This window comes from Chthoniobacterales bacterium (assembly GCA_035274845.1).
GTDB lineage: Bacteria > Verrucomicrobiota > Verrucomicrobiia > Chthoniobacterales > UBA10450 > AV80.
The window spans coordinates 34,030-57,627 of the sequence record DATENU010000014.1; the positions used below are offsets into that span (position 1 = coordinate 34,030).

The window sequence follows — 23,598 nt, forward strand, 5'->3', positions numbered from 1 at the left end:
AACGCTAGCCGGCCCGATGTGCGCGGATGATCACGCTGGTCGCGAACAGACAGAAAACGATCACCGACAGAAAAAAGATCACGTCCCGGGAATCGATCACCCCATTTTGGATGCTCTCGAAATGGGTCATCACGCTGAAGGCCGCGATGGTTTCAACCAGCCACGAGCTCGCCCATTGCGTGAGCAGATTCGTCACCGGCGGCCAGCCGGCCAGGATAAGGAAAAGGCAGAGCACCACCGAGAGAATGAAGCTGACGACCTGGTTGCGCGTCATGGCGGACGTCATGGCGGAGACCGACAGGTAAGCGCCGCAGAGGAGGAGGCTGCCGATGTAACTCGCGACGATCACGCCGTTGTCGGGATGGCCGAGGTAGTTGACGGTGATGACGATCGGAAAAGTCAGCGCCAGGGCAATCGCGAGCACCAGCCACGAGGCCAGGAATTTTCCGACAATCGCCTGCCACGGCGTAATCGGCATTGTCAGGAGTAACTCGATCGTCCCGAGTCGCCGTTCCTCGGACCACATCCGCATCCCGACGGCCGGCACGAGAAACAGATACAACCATGGGTGCCAGACGAAAAAGCTGAGGAGATTCGCCTGGCCGCGTCCGAAAAAGTTGCCGACCATGAAGGTGAAGAAGCCGGTCAGGAGCAGGAAGATTACGATCAAAACGTAGGCGACGGGGGAAGCGAAATAGCCGGTCACTTCGCGCTTTGCGATCGAGAGAATATGCCGAAGCGCGGTTCCGCCGGAGGGTTTCTCCGGCGCAACGGTAGTGGCCTTGGTCGCTGAAGATTTGGTGAGGACCGCTTCGCTCATTCCGAATCCCCTTCCTGCTTCGTTTCTGGACGGGTGATGCCGCGGAAGACTTCATCCAGCCGGCCTTCTTCCGTGTGCAACTCTTCGATCTTCCACCGCTCCGTGAGGGCGATCTCGCTGATGGCCCGCGCCAATTCACCCGGCGCGCCGTTCTTCTTCGCGTAAGCCCGAATCGTCACGGGCGACTCGGCCAGGACGGTGCATTTTCCGACCGCTTGAAGTTGCTTGAGCCTCTGCGCGACCGCCGCCGCATCTCCGCCGACCAATCGCACCGTTACCGCGCCGGCATGTTCCGAGCGCTGCTTCAATTCCTCCGGCGTCCCGTTCGCCACGATCCGGCCGCGATCGATGATGATCGCGCGCGAGCAGGCGGCCTCGACCTCTTCGAGGATGTGGGTCGAGAAGATGATCGCCTTGGTTTCACCCATCTTGCGAATCAGCGTCCGGACCTCGTGCTTCTGGTTCGGGTCGAGCCCGTCAGTTGGCTCGTCCAAAATGAGAACTTCGGGATCGTGAATGATCGACTGCGCGAAACAGGTCCGGTGCCGGTAGCCCTTGGACAGAGTGTCGATGCTCTGGTGGAGGACCGAGTCGAGAAAGCACATCTCGACCACGCGCTCGATGGCCTCCTCCTTCGCGTCGCCGCGAAGTCCGCGGAGTTCGGCGGTGAAGCCCAGAAATCCCCGCACCGTCATGTCGGTGTAGGAAGGAGCGTTCTCCGGCAAATACCCGATCAGCCGTTTGGCCGGAATCGGGTTGTCCAGCATATTGAACCCGCCCACCGAGACCTCGCCCGCCGACGGCGGAATGAACCCGGTAATCATCCGCATCGTGGTCGATTTGCCCGCGCCATTGGGCCCGAGAAACCCAAGAACTTCCCCCGTTTTCACGGTGAACGACACCCCATCCACCGCCGTGATGGCCCCAAAAGTCTTCTTCAGATCCGTGACCTCGATCATGCGTAAAAATTTTTCAGGACTTGTATGACACTCAATTTTTTCAAATCGTCAAGAGACTGACGGACATCGTGGGGTGGGCGATTTGAACCTTCTCCGGATCCCAAATGGTAAGTGGGAGAAGGGTTAGGGTCATATTTTTTGCTTTTCCATGCTGGCGCTTTTGAGCACCGCAGCATTCGGTCAGAGAAGACCGCCTATCCGAAACGCCATCCGCCCGCCGCTGCTTCGGCGGTGTGGGAGCGCCGGGTGCCTGCTAGACGCCGATGCCGCGCCCTCGATCCCTTGCTATTAGTAGCTTCGGAACGAGGAGAAGCTAACCCAGACGTCGGTGCCACGGAGGATTCCCATCGGAGCGAGGGAGGGCGGGACGTGCTTGGCGATAGAGGTGAAAAGTTTGTTACTCCCGGATCTTGGGTGCGATAGCGATCGAGGGCTCCTGGATCGTTACGGCGGACAAAGTGCGTGCATTTGTCGCTGCTCCTCCGGCTCCCTGAGCGACGAAAGTAACCAAGATCGTAGAGCTTTTTCTCAGCGCGATGCGGAGCTCTTCTGTGATAACGAGTCGAGCATGCGCCGGTTGGAAAACGCCATCCGATTCGCTTCGAATTCCAGTTCCATAAAGCGCCAGATTGCCCACCGAGCGTCCGCGGGCCTCTGCGTCCGAGTGAACGAACACTTCGAAGTAAACGCCCGGTGGCCGTTCTGTCTCAATCTTGTCGAGATCGAGGACGACATCGGACGTGAGATCGGCCGCCGCCGCGAGCAATTGTTCCCGGTCCGCGGCAAGGCTGACTTGAACAGTTACCGCATCAGATTGGGCCGGAATCACTATCGGAGGCAAACGCGCCGTGATTGTAAACGTCACGGCGGTCGCCGCCAAAAGCGAACGGATCGGCCTCAATCCTTCTTTTCTTGTGAACGCCGAACCGAAATCACCGCGTTGCCGATGTTAACACTGGCATTGCTGCGCAATTCTTTCGGCTCGTTCGTTCCAGCGCCCCGCGCGACAAATTGGAGGAGGACTGGCCCCTGATTCTCCTGCGAGAGGCTTGCCTTCAGAGCCTCATCGATCCGAAACGCGAATGCCGCGCCATGGGCGGCTCCGTGTCCCTCGGGGCCGCGCACGCCGCCGCCGAAGAGGGCGAGATTGCCGATGTAATGCGGGCTCTCCGAGGTGGCGCGCTCCTCCTTGGGCAGGCCAAAATAAATCTCCCAATAAACGTTGGGCTGGCGATCGGCGGTAACGTCGGTGAGCTGGAGCGCAAACTCTGTGTCCTTGCCAAGGGTCTTCGTCAATCGGTCTCGAAGTCGGCGGATGTCGATTTCAATCGGGCCCGGATCAGGCCCGGGCGGCCACTTGATCGGCGGCAACTTCAGCAGGATCTCGTAGACGTTGATCCACCACGGCCACCGCCGGGGGCAGTACTGCTTCACCTGCGGCGGCTCGCCGGCATAGGTATAGTTGAGTTGCTCCTGCGCGCGAAGAATGTCGCAACCAGTCATTGTGACTTGCTTTGCGTTCTCGTCAAAGAAGACAAACTTTTTTGTTTTCCACGTTGAATCCGTCAGCGGATTGCTCCGCCCGCCGCCTTGCGCGAGCCAGGCGTTCCATATGCGATCGATATTGCAGTGATGCAGATAAAAGATCGGGTCCTGCGCGGCGGTCGACACGGACCCCATCCAGCCGCCGGTTGAGCCAAAAGCGATGTGAACCGCGGCGTGGGGGGTGCCTTCGAGATTCCCGCTAAATGAATTGAAAGCCAACTGCGGCAGGCACCCGGCTGTGGAAACTGTTGAAGCCTGCAAAAATGAGGTTCCGGCATTCCATCCGCTCCCGCGATCAGCATCAGGGACATGGAGTCCGGTGCCCGCTGCCCCAAAGGGTGGCGGAAGATGGCGCTCGGACGCTAACTCGTAATTCCAGAATGGAAGGGCGAAGTTCGGATCTCCCGATTGCTTGCGAATTATTCGTTCGAACCAGTAGAGGTACATCCGGTGCCACGAAAGGAATTCAAGAGAGCCGTGCTCACACGTTCTCCACCCTGGGAATGAGCCGCTCAAAGTCGTCCCGTGGATCGCCGCCTGGTAGGCCCAGCTCAACGGGTTTGTGGCCGGCAATGCCTTCATCGCCGTGATGGCATTCCCGTAGGATACGAGCGCAGGTGTGGTAGCGGTCATCCCCCCGACATCCATTCGTATGTTTGGAGAGGCCGCGAGTAACCTCCTGGCGTCGAATAACGTGGTACCCGCGACTGCGCCGACAGCGGTCTTTAGGAACTTTCTCCGTGTGTGGAACATAATCACCTCCAATGCAGGCTAACCGTCCATATATTGAATACGGGAAATCAATCAGGAAGTTTCCCAAGGACAGGGTCGCGCTTTCATGCGTCGGGTCCAAGCATTTTAGATTTGAATTCAGCAGGTCGGGAGCGTCGCCGATGCGCGCTCACCTAAGCGCTTGAGCCGCGAAGGGTCACGACACGAGCCAGAAGGGCAGCGCGGCGGGCGGGGACGTAGCTGGTGATAAGGACGGCGATGATCACCGGTCCTTCGGGGTGACTTCCACTATGCCCGATTAGTAACTTCGGAAAGAGAAAAAGCTAACCGGCACGCGGACCTCGGCCAGCGCGCCCGGCTGGAACTTCATTTTCATCAACCGGTTAATGGCTCGGTCATCGAGTTCCTTAACACCCGTGGACTTGATCGGCCGCGCGTTCGCGACCGTCCCATCTGGTCGCAGCAAGAGGAGAAATAGGCCGGAGCCGTGTCCGAAATCGATATGGCGATTGACGGTCTCGGAAGGCGGCTCGTAGGTGATCAGGTTCATAACCTCCGGCCCGGTGATGGTTCGGCCCTTTACCGTTTTTGCAGAGATCACGTCCGGAAAGTGCGCGCCCCGTTCCAAGGTAATCTGGAGCGCGGTCCAAGTGTTGCCTGCTCCCCGACGCGCCACCACATCGACACCGGCGCCAGTCGTGATGTTGTCAAAGGTCGCGGCAGCCCCGCCCCGCAGAGTGATCTTCGTTGCCTTTTGCACACGCACGACAAAACGCGCTCCGAGCTCAATCGTGATCGTGCGGGCGGAGCCGTCGATTGCTTTCACCTGGCCATAGAAACGCTGGACGTCGCCGGTCTTCGATAGAAGTGGACTTGGGGGGATAACGATATCCCGCGCTGCGTAGCTCGGGAAGCTAAGGCAAAAAAAGCAACTTACGAGCGAAACGCGAAGGATGGCGGTTAGCGAGGTGGTCATCATGTTAAATTCGGATGGGATTTCCAAGCTGGTCGGTTGCTACGCGCTGGAGCCGCGCAAGGTGGCGACGGGAGCCAGGAGGGCGGCGCGGCGGGCGGGGACGTAGCTGGCGATGAAGACGGCGATGATGGCGAGAATGGTGGCCCAGAGATAGTGGCGCCAATCCCAGGTGACCAGGAAATGGTTGGCGTAAATCAGGCCGCGAATCCGGATCGGGATGCGGGAGACGGCCCAGGTCAAAAAGGCGCCGGCCAGGCAACCGACGAGCGAGCCGGCGGTGGCGATCATGGCGCCCTGCCAGAGAAAGATGGAAGAGATGTCGCGAGCGCGGTAACCCATCGAACGCAGGATCGCGATCTCCTTGATCTTCGAGAGGACCGACATGGTGAGGACGTTGAAGATGCCGAAGCCGGCAAGCAGAATGATGAGCGAGACAGTGATCGCGGCGGAAAGCCGGAGGGTGATGAAGAGCTGAAGGTTGGCTTCCTCGCGGTCCTGCCAGCTTTGGGCGTCGTGCTGGAAAAGTGTTTCGAAAGCACGGGCCACGGCCGGAGCGCGGTCGGGATCGCGCAATTTGTAGAGGATGATCGAGGCGGCAAAGGGCTTGTGGAGGAGGGTCTGCGCGACCCGAACGTGACAATAGACGCGAGCGGCATCGACCACGCCGACGCCGCTCCGTGCAATCGCGGCGATGGTGAACCGGCGGTAGTCGCCGCCGGGCGCAAGCAACTGCAGGCCATCGCCCGGCCGCGCCTGGAGCGCGTTGCCGAGACGCGAACCGATGATGACGGCGTTCGGATTGTTCTGGAAATCGTCGAGGCTTCCCTCGGTAATTTGCTCCGCGAGGTTGGTGGTTTGGAGATGGGGCGCGGCGTCGATCCCATAAAGATCGACCGTCGCGTTTTCGAAGCCGGCCCGGGCACTGACGTTGCCGCGCAAGACTGCGGAGCAGGCCGCGACATCGGCGAATTGCCGGCTCACCCGCATGATCTCGGGCGCGTTCGTGATTCCATCGAGGGAATGACGCCGGGGCTGATTGGGGTCGCGGACATTTTTCGGCGGAACCAGGAGTCCGCTGTTGGCAGGCTGAAAGCGGGAACGCAGGAGAAGCGCGCCATTACTGCCGAGAGTTGAATCGATAAAATTTTTCGCGAAACCCTGGGTTTGCGCCTGGGTGCAGATGAAAATGGCGACGCCGAAAACGACTCCGGAGAGACTCAGGATGAACGCGCGCTTGCGATGGCTGAGAAAGCGCAGCGCAATGTAAAGCGTCGGCGTCACCGGAGATCCGCGCGGGGCGCAACTTTGGCCAACCGCTGCCGCACTGGTTTTCCAGGTCGCAGCTTGTCCTGGTCGGACAGGATCACGTGATCGCCTTCGGAGAGGCCGCTCAACACTTCGGAGAAATCGAGGGTGCGATAACCGACCTTCACCGTGCGGGCCTGGACGACGCCGCTTTTGACGATGAGCGCCTGGTCGATGAGCAGGGCGCGCGTCGGGACCAGGAGCGCGTTTTCGTGGTTGCCGGTGATGATGTTCATTTCACCGGTCATTCCCGCCATCAAATTCTCGGGCGGATTCTCGAGCTCCAACACAATGGTGTAACGCTGCGTCTCGACATCGGCTGCCGGTTGGATCGCCGAAACGTTCGCCCGGAACTGGCGGGTTCGAAACGCGTAAACCTGCACGATCGCCGGCATCCCGACTTTCACCTCGCCGACATCTTCCTCGTCCACTTCGCCGCGCACGTAATTCTTTTTCGACGAAACCGTGAAGAGCTCGGCGCGCTCGGCCACCAGTTCGCCATCGATGGTTTTGATTCCGGTGAGGAGACCATCGACTGGGCAACGGATCTCTGAATTTTTCATCTGGTCCTCGAGCTTTTTGGCGGCTTCCTCGAGCATGGCGAGATTGCGTTCGCGCTCGATCCGTTCCGATTCGAGCAGGGTCCGGAGGCGTTTTACGTCGCTCTTCGCCTTTTCAAATTCGACCTGGGGGACGTTGCTGAGCCCGCTAAGTTTTTCGAGACGGCTCGCGTTGTCTTCGGCCACTTTGAGCGCCTCGGCGGAAGGCAGGGGCAGGTCCGCGCGCAATCTTGCTGCCTGAAGATCGGCGCGCGCTTCTTTCAATTGCCGCGCGGTGGCTTCGTCGGCGATCGTGGCGAGCAGTTCGCCTTTCTCGACGGTGCGGCCGATGGCGCCGCGTCCCGCGGAGAGCACTTCGGCCAGTTGAATAAATCCCGCGTTTTGAGCGCGGACCGGGAGGACCAGCGACGGCTCGATCCGGATCGTGCCGTAAATGGCCGAAACGGCGGTGCCGCGCTGCACGGGCACGACTTCCGCGACGGGCAACGTCAGAAAGTAAATCAGCGCGACCACCACGATGACCGCGGCCACGCCGGCGAGGATGAGATTTTTCGAGCGCGGAAACTTCAACGGCTGGAACTAATGCAGGTTGCTCCCGGTGTCCCCGGAAAACTGAAAATAGCGGCCGGTCGCGCGGTCCCATTCGGCCCGCGCCACCTTTTGCTGGTAAGCGGCGGAAAGAAGCGCGCTCTTGGTTTCGAGGAAAGTGCTTTCGGCGGTGCGAAATTCCAACTGGGAGGAAAGCCCTTCCTCCAGCGTGCGCTGGATCACGTTCACGTTTTGTTCGGCGGCGGCGACGGCGGCGTTGAGCGATTTCCAGCGGCGTTCGATGGCGTGGAGATTGTTCGAGATGCGTTTCAATTCCAAAGAGGTGTTCGTTTCGAGTTGCCGGAGCGAGATCTCGTTCATCTCGCGGATCGCGCGTTGCCGCGCCACCTGCCCGCCGACTTTGCCGTTGTCCACGACCCGCCAGGTGTAAGCGACGCCCACGGCCCCTTCGGACGAGAGGGTGTTGTCGGCGCTGGCCGAACCGCCGCTGTTTGAGGTGTGGATCGTGACGGGAATGAAAGTGCCGGAGATGGTCGCGTTGAGGGCCGGGTAATATTGAGCTTCAATGATCCGTTGATCTTCCTCAGCGGCCCGAACCAGAAGCCGCGCGAGCTGGAGATCGGCGCGTTCCGAGAGAGCGACCTTCGTTTCCGAGGCGAGATCGTAGTTGATCGGGTTGAATTCCAATGGGCCATCGGGCCGAACGGCGGCGTCAGGTTGGCTGCCCATGACGGTCGCCAGAGTGAGCAACGCGCCTTCATAGCCGCGTTGCACTTCCTGGATGCGCGGCTCGAGCTCGCGTTCGAGCAACTGCGCGCTAATCAAACCCGCGCGGTTCGTTTGCCCGGCGCGATAACGCTCATCCTGGGTGCTGACGTTCTGGGCGAGCCGCTGCCGTTGCGCCTCACCAAGAGCGTGGAGGGAGTTATTGTAGAGCGCGCTGTAGAAGGCGATCTGGACGGTGTGCAGTTGCTGGACGATCTCGACGTTCAGGCGCTGTTGCGCAATGAGCACTTCGATGTCGCCGCGCCGCCGGGAAGCGGGAATGGCGGCGTCGAAGAGCGGTTGAGTGAAGAAACCGCGGGCAAAGGCGAACGGCCGAATGGGTGGTTCGTCCGCGCGTTTTCCACCTTGCACGCCGGCGAGCCCCTGGATCCTGAGGTCGGGCAGGGCGTTCGAGCGCAAAACCAGGCGGCGGCCGGCTGCCTGTTCGAGAGCGATCCGGGCTTGAACGATCTCGGGATTCTTCTCGAGCGTCCGGGCGAACGCCGCGTTGAGAGTAATGGCGTAACTGTGCGGCGCGGCCATCAGGACAAGCGTGGCCACGGCCATCTTCTGTAGCCGCTTCGCTGTGCGAAGCGAAAGTGGGAGGCGCCTTTGCGCGGCGACCAGTCGGGGCACACAGGCCCCTCCCACATTGGAGTCGCCCGCAGGGCGACTGCTACAGAAGAAGAACGCCATCATCGCGCCCCTCCTAACGTGGTCGGCGGAGCCGCGATATCCGCCACCGCCTTTGTGCCAGGCGTTTTTTTCGTGACCTTCGGCGCGAACCCTAACGAATCCGGTTCGCGCGCACAGGCCCGCGCCAGCCGCGCCATGGCCACATTATGAAGATAGATCGCCCCGACCCGGGTCGTGCGGGTGCGGGTCACATCGGAAGCGGCTTGAAGAATATCGAGCTGGGTGCCGAGGCCCGCCGCCAGATTTCCCTTCGCAATCTCGAGCGATTCGTCGGCGTTCTGCACGTTCCGCGTTTCCGATTGAAGGACGCGCTCCGCCTGTTGGAGATCGAGAAAAGCGCTCCGCACATCAGAGGCAACGGAGAGCTTCGCCGCTTCCAAAGCATGAAGGGCCGCGTCGCGACGGGCGTTGGTGGCCTGAAGCCGGCCCCGGGTGGCGTAGCCGTCGAAAATATGCCAGGTCGCGTTTAGTCCGACCACAAACCCGTGGTTGAACTCTGGGCCGACTTCCGGATCGCGCTCGCTATAAACTTCGTAGCCGGCAAACGCTTCCACTCGCGGGCGGGTCGCGCTCCGATCGAGGGCTAACTGCTGGGTCTCGATTTCCACGTCGATCTGGCGAGCCCTGATTTCCGGCCGGGTCACGTCCGCGTAAGCAAGGCATTCGGTCAAATCCGGATGCTTCGGCGCATATTGCAATTGCCCGGCGGCCTGGACCCGCGAAACCGGCTTGCCGGATGCATCCACGCCGATCAACTGAGCGAGCCTCAGCTCGGAATTCTGGAGGCGCGTCTGGGCGTCGATCAACTCCGGTTGTTCGTTCGCCAAGGCAACCTCGGCCCGGCTGACATTCAGCGACCCGACGGTCCCGGTCTCGAATCGTTCCCGCTGGGTCTTGAGTTCTTCTTCGAAAACGCGCACCGATTGTTCGCGGACCCGAATCTGGGCGCGGTTCAGGAGAACGTCGTAAAACACCAGCCGCACATCCATGGAGACGCGATTGACGAGCGCCTGGTATTCGAGGGTGCGCTTTTCCTCGATCAGGCGTGCGATGGCGAGCTGGCTCGTGATGGCGCCGCCTGTATAAAGATTTTGCACGATCTGGACCGAGGCATCGTAGTCATCCGATCGCAGGCGCGACGGCTCCGCGCGTTCCCGTTTCCGAAGGATCCCATTGGAAACCACCCCCGGGAGAAATCCGGCGCGTGCTTCCACCACGCCACCCCGCGCCGCCTCCACCTGTTTCGCGGCCATCAGGATTTCCGGGTTCTGCTTTTTTGCCAGGGCGACGGCCTCGTCGACCGAATAAGCCGGGCCGGCCGCGCCAAACCGGGCTCCGAAAGCCGAGGCCATCAGGAAAAGAAGGACTCGGGAACTACGGCGCATCCATCCTATCTCACGTCCGACAGGTGGCTTTATCAACTAAATTCCCATAATGACGCCCCGGGGAAGGGGCGGTCCGGGCGGGGGGGGCGGGAAATCGACACCGGAGATTGCATCGCGGTCCATTTGCTCTATCATGGCAGACCTCAGCCCGGGTCCTCCCGGAGGGACTGCGGCTCAGCTCCGTCTTTCGCATAATGAACAAAATCAGAATTGCCGTCGTTGGAGTGGGGAACTGCTTCAGTTCGCTCCTCCAGGGCATCAATTATTACGGACGGACGGCCACCCACGGTGGAAACGGCGCCAACGGTACGAACGGCGCCGATGTCGGGCTGATGCACCGGAAGATTGGGCCTTACGAGCCGCAGGACATCGAGGTGGTCGCCGCCTTCGACATCGACCGCCGCAAGGTTGGTCTCGACGCCGCCGAGGCGATTTTCGCTCCGCCGAATTGCACCAAGGTTTTTTCCAAACAGATCGCGCCCACGGGCGCCATCGTCATGATGGGCTGCGTTTTCGATGGTTGCGCGGACCACATGAAGGAGTACGACGCAGCCCGGACGTTTCAGCCGCTGGAAAAAGAATCGACCAGGGAACAGATCATCGAAGCGTTGCGTAAGTCGGGCGCGGAAATCATGGTAAATTATCTCCCGGTCGGTTCCGAGGAGGCGACGCGTTTCTACGCCGCCTGCGCCCTCGAAGCCGGTCTCGGGTTCGTCAATAACATCCCGGTTTTCATTGCCAGCGATCCGGTGTGGGCCAAACGTTTTGCCGACAAAAAATTGCCGATCGTAGGCGACGACATCAAGGCGCAGATGGGCGCGACGGTTTTGCATCGCACCATCGTCGATCTGTTCCGAAAACGCGGCGTCAAAGTCGAGCGCACCTACCAGCTCAATACCGGCGGCAACACGGATTTCCTGAACATGCTCAATCGCAGCCGGCTGGCTTCGAAGAAGACTTCCAAGACCGAGGCGGTGCAATCGGTCATGGGGAACCGGCTGGACGATGAAAACATTCATATCGGTCCGAGCGACTACGTTCCGTGGCAGAACGACAACAAGATTTGTTTCATCCGCGTGGAAGGAAAGCTCTTTGGCGACGTGCCGATGGAGCTCGACGTGAAACTTTCCGTGGAAGATTCGCCGAACTCAGCCGGCGTGGCCATCGATGCGATCCGCTGCTGCAAACTGGCGCTCGACCGCGGCCAGGGCGGCGCCCTTCATTCCGCCTCCGCCTATTTTTCGAAGCATCCGCCCTTGCAAATGACGGATGAAGAAGCCTACCGCAGCGTGGAAGAATTTATCGCCGGCCAGCGGGCGAGCTAGGGCGCCGGCGCTACAACGACGCGACTATAGAATCCCGTCGTCCAGAATTTCCGCGGTCAACTCATCTCCTGGCAAGAGGCTTAGTCGTTTCCACTCTGTCGCCAGCTCATCCGGGTCGTAAGCCAGGAACTGCCCAGTCGCTGTCGCAAAAATGCCCGCTTCGACGTCCCATTTCGTAATTTCGCGAACGGCCTTCCAATAAGCCGCGAGCTGCGGCAGGTAACGCTGTCGCAAAAGGTTCTCCTCTCCGCTCTCGATCTGGTTTGTCTTCCAATCGAGCAGAAAGCAACGGTTCTCTTGCGTGTCGGCAATCAGCAGATCGATCAATCCCTCGACGCAGCTCTTCTGGTCCACGCTCCAGGCGAAAGGGAATTCTGTGTGGACTGTCGCGCCCGGCTTCGAGAGAAATTGTTTCAGGATTGAGTCATCGGCAAACTGCTGTCGAACGAGTTTCCATTCTGCCGTCGCCCGCCGCTGATCGGGCGAAACGGGCAAGAGCTGCCGGAAGAGTTCGTCTGCCGCTTCACTCCCGTCGCGCCATTCGATCCGTTGAAAAAGCGTATGCCACCATTGCCCATACAAAGTCGCGGGCGTGTCCGGCGTGGATTTGGCGCGGACCGGCCGGTCGCTGAGTTCCTCCGCGCCTTCCCCAGCGATCTCCGGATCGTAGGCGCTCGGATTGAACTTGTGGACGAAATCGTTGGCCCGCCGGCGGGCGGTCCGCATCTCCTTCGGGCCTGAAGTCGGCAAGGCGGAAGCCGTCTCATCGCTTTTCCGAGACTCGATCAGGCGGGCTGCGGAAGTGAAGGGACACGCCGCCGGGATTTCCTCCAACGCCGCGAACACGGCGGCGTTCTTGTCGTCATTCAGCAGAGTCAGTTGCGCGCGACTCGACAGAGCCTCTTTTTTTTGGAAAAGGCCGCGATCAAGCGCCAAAACCAAAGTGTGCCGGGCGCGCGTCGTCGCGACATAAAGCAGACGTTGCATTTCCTGCTGCTCGGCCAGGGTGCGCGCCTTTTTCAGGTCGTCCGTTGGGTCTTCCTTGCTCAAGGCCACGAGAATTTCGCCCGATCCCGGCGTCCGGATGAGCGATGGATAACGCGGCGACGGGAACCGGATGTCGCGTCCGAGAAATGGCAGAATCACCGCCTGCCATTCCGACCCCTTGGCTTTCTGCGAGGTAATTAATTGAATGCCGTCGATCGCTGATAGCCGCGCTTCTCGCGGAGTTTCAAAATCGGCCCGGAGTTTTTCGGCGAAATCGGTCAGGGTCGCGCCCTGCGCCTCAGCCTCGGCGGAAAGAGCGAGAAGTGCATCCAGTTCGCCGGCCAAATCGTCGAAGTCTTCCGTGGGCAGCGCGCTCAATCGGTCGCGCAACTGCGTTTCGCGAACGAGCACCGTGATCGCCTCGAAGAGCGATTTCCCCTCGAGACGTTGCCGCGTTTCGGCGAGATGGCGGACCTCCGAGCCAACGTCCCCCGCCAGTTTGCGCGGCTTGTCGATCCGGAACCGAGTGCCGTCGCCCTCGGCGAAAACCGCGAGGTCGGCGTCCGCGATCCCGAAGACTTCGCGCAAAACTCCGGCGACTTCGTAACCGTTCAGCGGGTCGGTCATGATCGTGCAGAGCGCGGTCAACCATGCGTAGGCGGGACTGTCCGCCTTGATTGCGCTTTCCGATTGCATGGCCACCGGCAGTCCGCGTTTCCGCAGCGCCCGCGCCATCGTCCGGAGCCACGCTTTGCGCGGACACAGAATCGCGACGTCGCGCCAGGAGCCGGCCCGCAATTTCTCCAAGCCGGTCGTTTCGATCCATCGGGCAAGCTGCTCCGCCTCGATGTTCGCCTTCTCGTAGTCCTTCAAGTCCGCGCGGCTCTTGAGCAACTCTTCGCCGAGGGGAACGCGGATTACCTGGCCAGGGAGAAAGGCCGGACGCGGCTGCAATTCCACAAAGCGAACCTGACCGTCCTCCTCGTTCAGGATGTCGCGGAAGATGCGATTGATAAAATCGACCTGGCTTTGATCGAGCCGAAACGTGACCGAGAAAGTCAGCTCTTCGGCCGAGCGGGTTTCGACGAGCGTATCGTGGACCCGCTCGTAATGGGCGAGATCGGCACGGTCGCCGAAGATCGATTGTTGGCGATCACCGACCATGCAAAAGTGGCCGGGACGCGGCGGCGCCGTTTTCGTTTCCAGCCAGTAGCCGTTCGCTTCCGGCGGGCGCGCGGTCTCGAGCAGGACCGAGAATTGCGCGGGATCGGTATCCTGCGCTTCGTCGAGGATGACGCGGAAATTCTGTTCGCGCACGCGCCGACCGGCGGCCGGATGCTGAAGCAATTCGTCCGCCAGGGCGATCTGGTCGGCATAGGTAACAACGCCCCGCTCGAGCCGGAAATCCCGGTAATCCCGCTGCACTTCCGCCGCGACACAGAGGGCCGCGTCGGCCACCCATCGGCGCAATGGGCGTAGCGATTCGCGCCAAACGCCGGTGAACTTTGCATTCGCGCTCGTGAAACAATTCGGCCAGCGCAGGAATTCCCAATCGGACTCGAAGCGCGTTTCCCAGTCCGCCAGTTCTTCCTGCGTTCTCTTGATCGTGTCCCGTCCGCCGGTGTCTCGGGCGCGACGGACTTCGCTGAAATTGAATTTCGGGCACGGCCCGATTTCGCCCGGTCGGAGGAGCGCGGACCCGGCACGGCGTGCGAGTTCCATGATGTCGCGCGCCTGCGCGAGTCGAAAAAGGGCGGCACGATTCTTCTCGCTCAACGACTGACCGAGCCGCGGCTGCTGTTGGACAAACTCCTGCCAGAGGTCTTCGTCGTCGGTGATTAATTCGAGCGGCGCGGGCAGCCCGAGATAATGGCCATAGTTCGTCAACAGCTTCATGCAGAAGGCGTGGATGGTGCCGAAGAACCCGCGATTGAAGGCGCTCACGACTTCCGCATCGAGATTTTCCGCCAGAATTTGCTGGCGGCTGCGCTGCTGCATCTCGTCCGCCGCCCGATTCGTAAACGTGACCACGACCAGCCGCGGCAGAACTTCGCGCGCCTCCCCTGAACGCGCGATCTCCAGGACGCGGTCTGTGATGGCACGGGTCTTTCCCGAACCGGCCGAAGCTACAACGGAAAAATTGCGCTCCAATTCTTCAACAAAACGGTCGCGCTGCGATTGATCGCTTGGTTGCTTCAGATTTTGCGTCATGGGACGGAACGATGAAAGCAAGCGTCCGAAGAAAAGGGGCGAGGGAATGCGGTATTAGCGAATCGGCGTCGGTCTTGGCGTGCCACGGTTTCCGACACCCCTTTGCAGGGGTTCGATCGAGATGACATCTGGTCCCGGAGCTCCGCTGCGCTCCGCTTCGGGGTGTATTCCTTCGCGCCTCTGGCGCTAACGTCGGCGGCGTTCACCAGTAGGCCTCCTCTTCTTCCTTCGCGAGCGCCGGATGCGTGATCTCCCAGCGGCGCTCGAGGATTTCTGGATCGATGGCGAGGGTGGCGAGCGGATATTCGCGGTTGAACGCCCACGCGGACCGCACCGGACCGAGCATTCCGAAGATTCCAGTCCGCTGCATTCTGGCCAGCTCGCGAAACGCTTCCGCTTCGGCGTCCATTTGGTCGACGGAGAGCTGCGGCGTGATCGGTTTTATTGCCGGCGACACCAGGCTCAGGAAAACCTGCTGCGCCCCCAGCTGCCGCGCCGCGAGACCGTAAAGCGCCAGTTGGATCGCCGAGCCGTCGAGGATTTTTTTGTGGAGTTGCGAACGCCGCTTTTCCGTGTCTTCCCGCGCGGGAGCGAGCGCCTTTTTGTTCGCGCCGGTTTTGTAATCGAGAATCCAAAGTTCATCGGCTTCCAGCCCGCGAATATCGCGATGGGCCAGGATCAGATCGATCCGGCCGCGGAAGCGTAGCGTGTTCTCGGCATCGATCCGGACCGGTTCGGTTCCCTCGATTGTCCATTCGGCGGCCATCCACGGCCAATCCTCGATAGTGGCGAGCTTGGCTCCGAGAATGCGGGCGAGACAAAAGGCGTTTTGCCAGCCGGAACGCCACCAATCTGGGATTGCTCTTTCGGCGGAACGGCCGAGCGCTTCAATCTCCGCGAATTTATCTTCCGCGGCCACGCGGATCGCCCGGTCGATTTCAGCGGCATCAGGAGTCCTTAGGAAACTCCGTTCCGCTTCAGGACCGGCGACTTTGGTTAGCCAGCGATGCACCCATTGACCGGTCGCCGCGCTCCAAGGATTCGAATCGTCCTCCGCGCCTTCAATCCCGAGATACTTCTTCATCCAGACCAGGGCCGGCGATTTCACCACCGTTTCGAATTCGCTCACACTCAAGATCGGATCGAGAGGGGATGGTTCCCGGAGCGCGAAGTCGTATTCGCCCGAGCCCGTCTCCGGATCGCGGCGCGCGTCGTAGGCTACGCGCGTTTGCGTTGCCTTCGGCGAAGGCGAGGCCGGCTTTGGTGCATCCGCACTTTCCAACCACGCTGCGGTCTCGCGTTGCAGTTCCTTCAGGGTGGCCTGAGTCAACGGACGCCGGCGCGCGTTCTGATAAAGTTGGGTGAACAATTCGCTCGGATTCCATGGACGATCAGGCGCTGATTCCTGGGCCAGACTCGCGCCGATCGCAATTCCGCCGGGCGCGGATTCAGCCAGGGCGTAAAATTGGCGCAGCGCGATCTGCCGCTGCTCCCGCGGCCCGAGATAGAGCGCATGATTTTCACGAACCGTCAGGTGTCCTTCCCCTTGCCGTCCTTGTTTCGCGGCGTGGCGATTGAGTTGTTGGATGCCGTGGTTGAATTCCTCGATCTCTTCCTCGCGCGCGAACTCGCCTTTTTCCGGCGGCGGCCAGCTTCCTTCATTCCATCCGGCGAAAATGAGATGCGACCAATCCTGGCCCTGGGCCTGTGCCACCGTCAGCAATTGCACCCGCGCGTAGGGATGATCGCCCGTCGGGTCGCGTCCCGCTGAGAAACTGGAGGCGACTTCCTCCAGCCAGCGCAGGTACAAGACCCGCGAGAACGTTGCGGAAACGTTTTCGGTCCACTCGAGGTTTTGCCGGGAGAGCGCCATCCACTGTTGCTTCCAATGCAGGCGCTCAAATGCTTCGCCGGTAGCGGCCAGGAATTCAGGGAACGTTGCGCGGCCTGGCAGGAACCGGAGAAGCGCGAGTAATTCCATAATTTCCCGCCGCTCCGGCCGCGGATTGGCGTGGCAAAACCGATCCAGCAAGACCAGGTCGTCGATCAGAATTTGGGCATGGATTGAACGAAGCGTTTTTTCAAAACGCTCGGGCCGCAGTTCGGGAAACAGTTTTTGCCGATTCCGGAAAGCGCCGAGAAAACGAAGGAGCGAACTCAGACGCGGTCCGCGCTGAAGTTGAAGCCACGCTCGCCATTCCGCGGCTTCGAAAAGTCCAGGAACGGGATGGCCGAAACCATCGTTGTGCGGGATCTCGCGATTCGTGAGCGCGGTCGAAACCAGGCGCGGGAGCGACCCCGCGGCGGCGAAAACGACCCCGACGCGCAACGCATTTTTCTCGGCCAGAAAGCGCGAACAGACCTGCGCGATCGCCTGCGCTTGTTGAGCGGCGTCGGTCCCGACGACAAAGGTGCAGTCCGCACTCGCCTCGGATTCGCCGCGCATCTCCGCCTCGGTGAACAGAGCATCGAGCGCCGGAGTAGCGGGTGCGTGAACGGGGACAGCTTCACCAAGCAGTTCTTCCCACGAACCGATCCAGGCCAGATCGATTCCGGAATTCTCTCGCGGGTACTCCAGGAGCACGGTTGCCTTCTCAGTGGAATTGACGGCGGCGCGGAGAAGAAACCAATGCGGCCAATGAGCCGCATCGAAGCCGCAAATCAGAAGATGGGCGATCACCGGTGGAGTTGAAGTCGCGGCGTCGAGCACCTTGCGGTCGTATTCCCCCGCCAAACAGAGATCGCTACGGCCCAGTTGTTCACGGAACCGGCGCACAATTGGTTGAAACGAATCCAATCCAAGCCGATCGAAATCCCAGCCCGCGTTCTCCAGCCGATCCAGGGTGCGGAGCAAATGATCTGGCGCCCGGACGACCGCTTTGGCCGCCAGATTTTCCGGGGTGGCTCCGCCGACTTTCGAGGCCCGGAGAATTTCCTCCGCTGTGACGGCCAGGAGCAAGCGAAGATGCTCGCGCGGCGAAACGTTGGTGGCGCCGTCACGGCTAAGCAGGTCGCGCAAACCCATCGGCGTAACGAACTGAATGCCGAGATGCGATTGGCTATCGCGCATCAAGCGCTCCTTCAAGGCGTGGACATGCGCTCTGGTGGGGACAACGACCGCGCAGGGACGTTCTTCCTTCCACGATTGGAGCCGCACTTCCTCAAACCAGCCGCGAATGACGCCATCCCATGCGTCGCGGGCCGACGTGGCGATGCGGAGAGAGGAATTTCGTTTGTTTCCGGTTCGGGGCACGGTCGGACTCTAGCAGAAAGAGCAAGGGCTTTCGCCGAGAGGCTTAATATCTCAATCAGAGGGAACGAAGCCGTTCTTCGACGGTGCGCACGCCGCAGGTGAGCGGCGCTTTTGAGTCGTCCGTCATGACGGCGAAATGGTTGCCGCCGGCGGATTGAAGCTCTTTCACACAGCGGAGATTGAGAATCGCAGAGCGGCTCGCGCGGAAAAAATGAGTCGGGAGCTGTGTCTCCAAGGCTGACAACGTGGCCCGGAGAAAGTGATTGCGTCCGCCGGAATGAAGAATGGCGTAATTTCCATCGGCTTCGATCCATTCAATTTCATCGGGGGAAACGAAACTGGTGCGCTGTCCGCAGCGAACCAGAAATTTCGGGGCGATAGTGGAAGTGTCTTCGGAGGGTTGAGCCGGAGGATTGGCTCTCATCGCGGTGAGATGTTTTCTCACGCGAGCAAGAGCCTTCGCGAGCCGGGCCGGCGACACCGGCTTCAGCAAATAGTCGAGCGCGCAGGCCTCGAAAGCGTGAACGGCGTGCTCGTCGAAGGCGGTGACAAAGACAACCACGGGCGCTTCTCCCGGAGGAAGACCCTCGACCACTCCGAAGCCGTCCATGCCCGGCATTTGAATGTCGAGGAGGAGCAGATCGGGGTTTTGGCTCCGCGCAGCTTTCAACGCCGTGGCGCCATCCGCGCATTCTCCGACGATTTTGACTTCAGGATCTTTGGCCAGCAGGCGGCGCAGGCGTTGCCGAGCGAGAGGTTCGTCGTCAACGATGAGCGCGCGCAGGTCTGGCATCAGGTGCGGAATGGGAGCGTCACCTCAACGGTAACGCCGCTTCCGTTAGTCAAAGATATTTTGGCTTCGTTTCCAAACAATTCCTGCAGCCGCGCGCGAGTGTTGGCCAGGCCGATGCCTTCGCGGTCGGGCGGTGCTTTGAGGCCGACGCCGTTATCTGCGACGGAGAGATGCAATTGGTCGCCCGCCCGCCAGGCCCGGACCGTGACTACGCCTCCTTCCGGGATCGGTTCGATCCCATGCAAGATGGCATTCTCGACCAAAGGCTGGAGGAGAAAGGGAGGCACCATCGCATCGAGAAGGGCTGGTGCGACTTCGCATTTATAGTCGAGTCTTTCGTCGAGGCGGACCCGCATGATGGCAATATAGCGTTCGACAAAATCAATTTCGCGTCTCAGACGAACGAACTGGTCGGCAGCGGAATCGAGCGTCAGGCGAAGCATGTCGCTCAACGCCGTGATCATGGCGTCCGCTTTCTCTGCATCCTGATGCACCAGCTCCGCGATCACATTAAGGGTGTTAAAGAGAAAATGAGGCTGGAGCTGGCTTTTCAAAACTTCCAGGCGCGCCTGCGCGAGACTGGCTGAGCGCTGCTGATCGCGGCGGAAAAAAAGGACGGCGTGCGCTCCGCTAACGATCATCAAATAAATTGGCAACCCAAAGGTGACGACGTGAAACAGGTCAACCCAGGCGGGGCTCGGCCCGAAGTGAGGTGGTGCACCCGGAGGCGGAGGGGGCGGAGGCCGGGCTGGTCCGAAGTGGGGTGGTGGTGCGCCCGGAGGCGGCGGAGGCAGCGGCGCGGGCCGGAACAATGGATCGAAGAATGCCTGCCACCATTGGCAAAGAGCGACGACGAATGCGCAGCAGACAAGATGCAGCGGCACTCTGGTTTTCCAGCTCTGGCGATCAATCGGAAATCGGCGGACGAACCGGAAGATAATCGGGGTCAGAACCGCCCACGGCAGCCAATCGCGAATGCCAGGGCGGATTGTCATGGTCCAGGGGCCACCCGTATCCGCCGCCAGTTTTGCGCCGAGGACGAGCGGGACCACGCTCCATCCCAGAAAGGACCAGAGCCAGCTCTTCAACCAGGAAGCAAGACCATGCAGGAATCCGCCCGGCCGGCTTCGGATTGTGGAACTCCCGGCCGGAAACTCGCGGGTGCGGTTCCCGTTGCCGGCGCTGGAAGCAGATTTACGGGAGATCGTAGACTTCGATGAGGCCGATACCGGTGCCATTGTTAACCCCTGCCAGTAAGGCGGTGTAAGCGCCCGGCGGCAACGTTGCTACCAGGGCGGCTTCCAAATTGTTCGAAGGGGCGAGGCCTGCCGACGTGAGTTCGGCGGCTTGCGCAGTATCGTCTCCCCAATTGTTGTTTTGCAGGAGAACCGTGCCGTTGCTGTCGCGAAGCTCCAGAAGCGGATTCGCGAGAGCATTCGGGACGCCCACCGCGCCCAGACTGGGGCCGAGGCCTCGCACCACGACTTTGTCATTCCCGCTGTTGTTCCCCAGGATGAAGCCGGCGATCACGACGTTATCGGCCGTGCTCACGAAGGCGCGAGTGCTGATGTTGGCGAGGTGCGAGTTGGCCGCGGGGTTCAGGTCGTAAACTTCGATGAGCGCTACTCCCGAAGCGTTGTTCTTGCCTGCGAGGATGGCTGTGTAGGCGCCGGGGGGCAGAGTCGCGTCGACGGCTGCTTCCTGGTTGCTCGCCGGCGGGAGGCCGCTGGCTATGATCAATGCCTCCTGGGCTGGATCGTCTCTCCAGTTGTCATTCGTGACCGTAACAAAACCGGTGGGACCGTGGAGCTCGAGCGTCGGATCAGCAAGGGCGTCAGGAACTCCGAAGCCGGACAGCGACGGTCCGATTCCACGAATCAGCACCTGCTTCGGGGCGGTCCCAGTGATGATGAAGCCGCCAATGCCCACGCCGTCCCCGGTTTGAACGCGCATCCGGGTCGAGAGGTTAAGTGTCTGGGCCGACGGCAAAGGTGTGGATGTAGGAGTCGGAGTGACGCCAGGCGTGGCGGTCGGCGAAGGGCTTGCGGTGGCCGTGGGCGCCACGGTGGGGGTGGGTGTAGCCGTCGGATTGGGTGTTGCTGTCGCGGTAGCGGTCGCCGTTGGCGTCGGTGTTGCGGAAGGTGTCGGAGTCGGCGCGCCCCCAGTTAACGTTTCAGGAACGACCCAATTGAAGGCACCCCCATTGCGTCGCTTGATGACAAAGCCGGAGCCTTGCGCAATGACGGTCTGTCCGGCGTCGGTAGATGAGTCGCCAACTTTTCGCCACCCTGTGCCGCCGCCGCCTGAGGTTTGATAGTAATAAATATCGAAAGCGGTGCCGTTCCAAAGCATCACCTGGTCTGCCGTGGAGGAATCGCCGCCGATCAGCCCGGTCGCACCATTTCCGGTGTAGAGATTACTGCCTGCCAGGGTGAGATTCGATGGGTAAACATTTCCGACGTAGTTATCCCCTACGACAATTGGAATTGACGTCTGGCCAGACTTGACGGTGCCGTTCAAAACAAAACTCAAGTTCGCCGTCTGCTGCCGCATTACCACGACCGCGGAATAGAATGGAATCAGGGTGCCGCCTGCGTCCGTCGCGGTATCGCCGACTTTCCGCCAGCCGACGCTGCCTGAGGTTTGATAGTAATAGGAGTCCAGGGCGGCTCCATTCCAAAGCTGCACGAGATCGGCGGTGGCGGCGGTTCCACCCTGGAGGCCGGCTTCATCGTTAGCGCCAAAGACACTCGCGATGGTCCATTGCTTCCGGATCTTGTACCCGACCGGCGCCGTGATGCCGGCGGCGAGGTTCGTGGCGAGGGTCAGGGTGGTGGTCGTGTTTGAGAGAATGCTGTAGGTGGTGCCGACTCCTGCTGCTGAGTTCGAGCCATTGACGCTGGTGATCTCGACGAAGTAAACGCCGCCGCCGTACTGATTGGAAGTCCAGCTGGCGCCACTGTCCGTGATACTGTTGCTTCCGACGACGCTGGCTGTGCGCTGATATTCAACTGGCCGGGTGACGCCGAGGCCCAGATAGGTCAGGCGATTGGCGCCGCCGCCGGTGCCGTCAACGGTCAAGCTGAGGAAACCGCTCGGGTCGCTATTGCCGGCCGTTTGGGAAAGACCGGTCGTCGCGAAGAGGAGGACGAGTGCCAAACCTGGCCAGCGGCCAAAGTTGCAGAAGAAGGAGCGCGACAATTTCACAGGATAAAGTTTTCCGTTCATGTCGATTAGGGAGTGCCAATGTTAGCGCCAGGAACGCGGAAGGAGACTTTGTAGAAATCCTTTATCGCTTTCTCTTCGACGAAGATGCTCAAGCTGCCATCAGCTGTGGCTGTGTAACGGTTCCGGTCGATTGTCCCCGTTTGAGCGAGTGAAAAGGGCAGCGCCCTCCAGCTCACGTCGGCGAGAGTCGGATCGCCGTAGACTTCGTAGGTGTAGCCGTTATACACCGGGAAAGTGAGTTTGAAGCGAGGATTGCCTCCCACCGGTCCCGCGACTAAGGCGCCTTGGGTGAGCAGACTGCCACCGCCTGGGTAGGTCGGCTCGACCGGAGTGATGCCCATGACAAAATCATAAGTGGCCTGCACTTCTCCCATGGTTGCCCCCGGGACGGGTGTGTAATCGAGAATGACGGAGGCGCGTTGCTGCGGATCTGAGATCCCCTGCAGGACCATGTCATTGCTGTTCTGGGTCGGCCACGGATTGCCATTCGCGTCGCGGGCGATTTCGTTCCAGAAAGTTTGCGACGTATAGCGGGTCGTCTGGCCCGGGAGCGTAACCGCCAGGTGAAAGTGGCGGGTGCGGCCTTGATAAAGACCGGCTTTGACCGTCCGAAACAGATACGCTCCGCTGGACGCGGTCAGGAATTGTCCGAAGCCCGCGAACTTTGGATCGGCGGCGGGATTGCGGGGCGCACTGGCGGAGTAGATGTAATTGCCGCCGTTGTCGGCGTGCCAGATTTCGACCAGCGCATTCTTGATCGGATTGCCGCTGGTATCGAGGACCCGGCCGCTGATGTAACTAATAATTCCGGCGGCAGCCGTAATGTTTGGGTCGAAAATGGCAAGGTCGTTATCATCGTCCAACGGGATGTTGGCGCCCCGCGGATAGTAGGGGCCCTGCGTTACTTGGGGCGTGAGAGTTAACGCTTCCGCGAGATAGCCGGGAACGGTGAAGCCGGCGGAAATCAGCGCGAGGCTCTTCAGGAAGCGGCGTCGTTCCAGCGGAATGTGAAAGGGTTGCGGTGGTTTTTGCATTGGTGGAATCAACGGGGCTTCGCGGAATGCCATTGCCAAAACACGATTCCAGCAGCCAGCGCAACTTTTTAGGGACAAACCGGGCCGGATTTGGGACGAAAGGCGGCGCGAGCGCCGAAGCGTTTATTGGAGATTAAACACTTCCACCAAGCCGACTCCGGTCGATCCGTTGGCGCCAAAAGCGAGAGTGGTGTAAGCGCCCGCCGGCAGATGGAGAACAATCGCCGATTCCGCGGCGTTGCCCGGGGCGAGACCGTTCTGCTGAATCTCGGACGCGTTGGGATCGTCCTGCCAGTTATTGTTGCTGGCCAAAATGGTGCCGTAACTGTTGTAGACCGTCATGATCGGATCGCTTAACGGATTGGCGATTCCGAAAGAGCCCAGAGTCGGTCCCAGGACCCGCAGAACAACGGTCGAACTCTGCACCTCTCCCAGAATGAAACCGCTGATGAGCACGCTGTCGCCATTGCCCACC

General features: G+C 60.7%; 17 protein-coding genes. 1 reads left to right on the forward strand and 16 read right to left on the reverse strand.

Annotation, left to right across the window (positions count from 1 at the left end; all coding sequences use genetic code 11):
• Positions 1-4: 4 nt before the first annotated feature.
• The 9 genes from VJU77_09565 to VJU77_09605 form a co-directional block, all read right to left on the reverse strand.
• On the reverse strand, positions 5-820 hold the full coding sequence (locus tag VJU77_09565; protein ID HKP03592.1) for an ABC transporter permease: 816 nt from the start codon (positions 818-820) through the stop codon (positions 5-7).
• Positions 817-1,779, reverse strand: a complete 963-nt coding sequence (locus tag VJU77_09570; protein ID HKP03593.1) for an ATP-binding cassette domain-containing protein — start codon at positions 1,777-1,779, stop codon at positions 817-819. Before VJU77_09570 ends, VJU77_09565 begins: the two co-directional genes overlap by 4 nt.
• Before the next feature lie 397 nt (positions 1,780-2,176).
• Positions 2,177-2,644 carry a hypothetical protein gene (locus VJU77_09575; GenBank protein ID HKP03594.1) on the reverse strand — a complete coding sequence of 156 codons (468 nt, stop codon included), beginning with the start codon at positions 2,642-2,644 and terminating at the stop codon, positions 2,177-2,179.
• A 32-nt stretch (positions 2,645-2,676) separates the two neighbouring features.
• On the reverse strand, positions 2,677-3,957 hold the full coding sequence (locus tag VJU77_09580; protein HKP03595.1) for a tyrosinase family protein: 1,281 nt from the start codon (positions 3,955-3,957) through the stop codon (positions 2,677-2,679).
• Between the two features lie 397 nt (positions 3,958-4,354).
• Positions 4,355-5,035 (reverse strand): energy transducer TonB, encoded by a 681-nt coding sequence (locus VJU77_09585; protein HKP03596.1) that lies wholly within the window; start codon positions 5,033-5,035, stop codon positions 4,355-4,357.
• Between the two features lie 36 nt (positions 5,036-5,071).
• Complete coding sequence (locus VJU77_09590) at positions 5,072-6,313, reverse strand: FtsX-like permease family protein (GenBank protein ID HKP03597.1); 1,242 nt, start codon at positions 6,311-6,313, stop codon at positions 5,072-5,074.
• Complete coding sequence (locus VJU77_09595) at positions 6,310-7,467, reverse strand: efflux RND transporter periplasmic adaptor subunit (GenBank protein ID HKP03598.1); 1,158 nt, start codon at positions 7,465-7,467, stop codon at positions 6,310-6,312. Before VJU77_09595 ends, VJU77_09590 begins: the two co-directional genes overlap by 4 nt.
• 9 nt (positions 7,468-7,476) lie before the next feature.
• Positions 7,477-8,772: a TolC family protein gene (locus VJU77_09600; GenBank protein HKP03599.1), complete on the reverse strand. Its 1,296-nt coding sequence runs from the start codon at positions 8,770-8,772 to the stop codon at positions 7,477-7,479.
• Between the two features lie 134 nt (positions 8,773-8,906).
• Complete coding sequence (locus VJU77_09605; protein HKP03600.1) at positions 8,907-10,259, reverse strand: TolC family protein; 1,353 nt, start codon at positions 10,257-10,259, stop codon at positions 8,907-8,909.
• Positions 10,260-10,486: 227 nt separating this feature from the next.
• Here VJU77_09605 and VJU77_09610 point away from each other — a divergent pair, with 227 nt between their 5' ends.
• Positions 10,487-11,617: an inositol-3-phosphate synthase gene (locus tag VJU77_09610; GenBank protein ID HKP03601.1), complete on the forward strand. Its 1,131-nt coding sequence runs from the start codon at positions 10,487-10,489 to the stop codon at positions 11,615-11,617.
• Between the two features lie 24 nt (positions 11,618-11,641).
• Here the strand turns inward: VJU77_09610 and VJU77_09615 are convergent, their stop codons facing one another.
• The 7 genes from VJU77_09615 to VJU77_09645 all read right to left on the reverse strand — a co-directional run.
• Positions 11,642-14,815: a UvrD-helicase domain-containing protein gene (locus tag VJU77_09615; GenBank protein HKP03602.1), complete on the reverse strand. Its 3,174-nt coding sequence runs from the start codon at positions 14,813-14,815 to the stop codon at positions 11,642-11,644.
• A gap of 202 nt (positions 14,816-15,017) precedes the next feature.
• Positions 15,018-18,068: a PD-(D/E)XK nuclease family protein gene (locus VJU77_09620; protein HKP03603.1), complete on the reverse strand. Its 3,051-nt coding sequence runs from the start codon at positions 18,066-18,068 to the stop codon at positions 15,018-15,020.
• Positions 18,069-18,123: 55 nt separating this feature from the next.
• The gene (locus VJU77_09625; GenBank protein ID HKP03604.1) at positions 18,124-18,861 is read right to left on the reverse strand and encodes a LytTR family DNA-binding domain-containing protein; all 738 of its coding nucleotides are present in this window, start codon (positions 18,859-18,861) and stop codon (positions 18,124-18,126) included.
• A complete protein-coding gene (locus tag VJU77_09630) occupies positions 18,861-20,099 on the reverse strand; it encodes a histidine kinase (protein ID HKP03605.1) in 1,239 nt (412 codons plus the stop codon). Before VJU77_09630 ends, VJU77_09625 begins: the two co-directional genes overlap by 1 nt.
• Positions 20,056-22,089, reverse strand: a complete 2,034-nt coding sequence (locus VJU77_09635; GenBank protein HKP03606.1) for a TIGR02597 family protein — start codon at positions 22,087-22,089, stop codon at positions 20,056-20,058. Before VJU77_09635 ends, VJU77_09630 begins: the two co-directional genes overlap by 44 nt.
• A 5-nt stretch (positions 22,090-22,094) precedes the next feature.
• The gene (locus VJU77_09640) at positions 22,095-23,123 is read right to left on the reverse strand and encodes a hypothetical protein (protein ID HKP03607.1); all 1,029 of its coding nucleotides are present in this window, start codon (positions 23,121-23,123) and stop codon (positions 22,095-22,097) included.
• A gap of 123 nt (positions 23,124-23,246) precedes the next feature.
• A partial coding sequence (locus VJU77_09645; protein ID HKP03608.1) for a hypothetical protein occupies positions 23,247-23,598 on the reverse strand: 352 nt, incomplete at its 5' end.

Coding starts and splice junctions, on each gene's coding strand:
- VJU77_09570 (HKP03593.1), bottom strand. CDS start 1,779: ATGATCGAGGTCACGGATCTGAAGAAGACTTTTGGGGCCATCACGGCG.
- VJU77_09605 (HKP03600.1), bottom strand. CDS start 10,259: ATGGCCTCGGCTTTCGGAGCCCGGTTTGGCGCGGCCGGCCCGGCTTAT.
- VJU77_09630 (HKP03605.1), bottom strand. CDS start 20,099: ATGGCACCGGTATCGGCCTCATCGAAGTCTACGATCTCCCGTAAATCT.
- VJU77_09635 (HKP03606.1), bottom strand. CDS start 22,089: ATGAACGGAAAACTTTATCCTGTGAAATTGTCGCGCTCCTTCTTCTGC.
- VJU77_09615 (HKP03602.1), bottom strand. CDS start 14,815: ATGACGCAAAATCTGAAGCAACCAAGCGATCAATCGCAGCGCGACCGT.
- VJU77_09580 (HKP03595.1), bottom strand. CDS start 3,957: ATGACCGCTACCACACCTGCGCTCGTATCCTACGGGAATGCCATCACG.
- VJU77_09640 (HKP03607.1), bottom strand. CDS start 23,123: ATGCAAAAACCACCGCAACCCTTTCACATTCCGCTGGAACGACGCCGC.
- VJU77_09585 (HKP03596.1), bottom strand. CDS start 5,035: ATGATGACCACCTCGCTAACCGCCATCCTTCGCGTTTCGCTCGTAAGT.
- VJU77_09610 (HKP03601.1), top strand. CDS start 10,487: ATGAACAAAATCAGAATTGCCGTCGTTGGAGTGGGGAACTGCTTCAGT.
- VJU77_09565 (HKP03592.1), bottom strand. CDS start 820: ATGAGCGAAGCGGTCCTCACCAAATCTTCAGCGACCAAGGCCACTACC.
- VJU77_09625 (HKP03604.1), bottom strand. CDS start 18,861: ATGCCAGACCTGCGCGCGCTCATCGTTGACGACGAACCTCTCGCTCGG.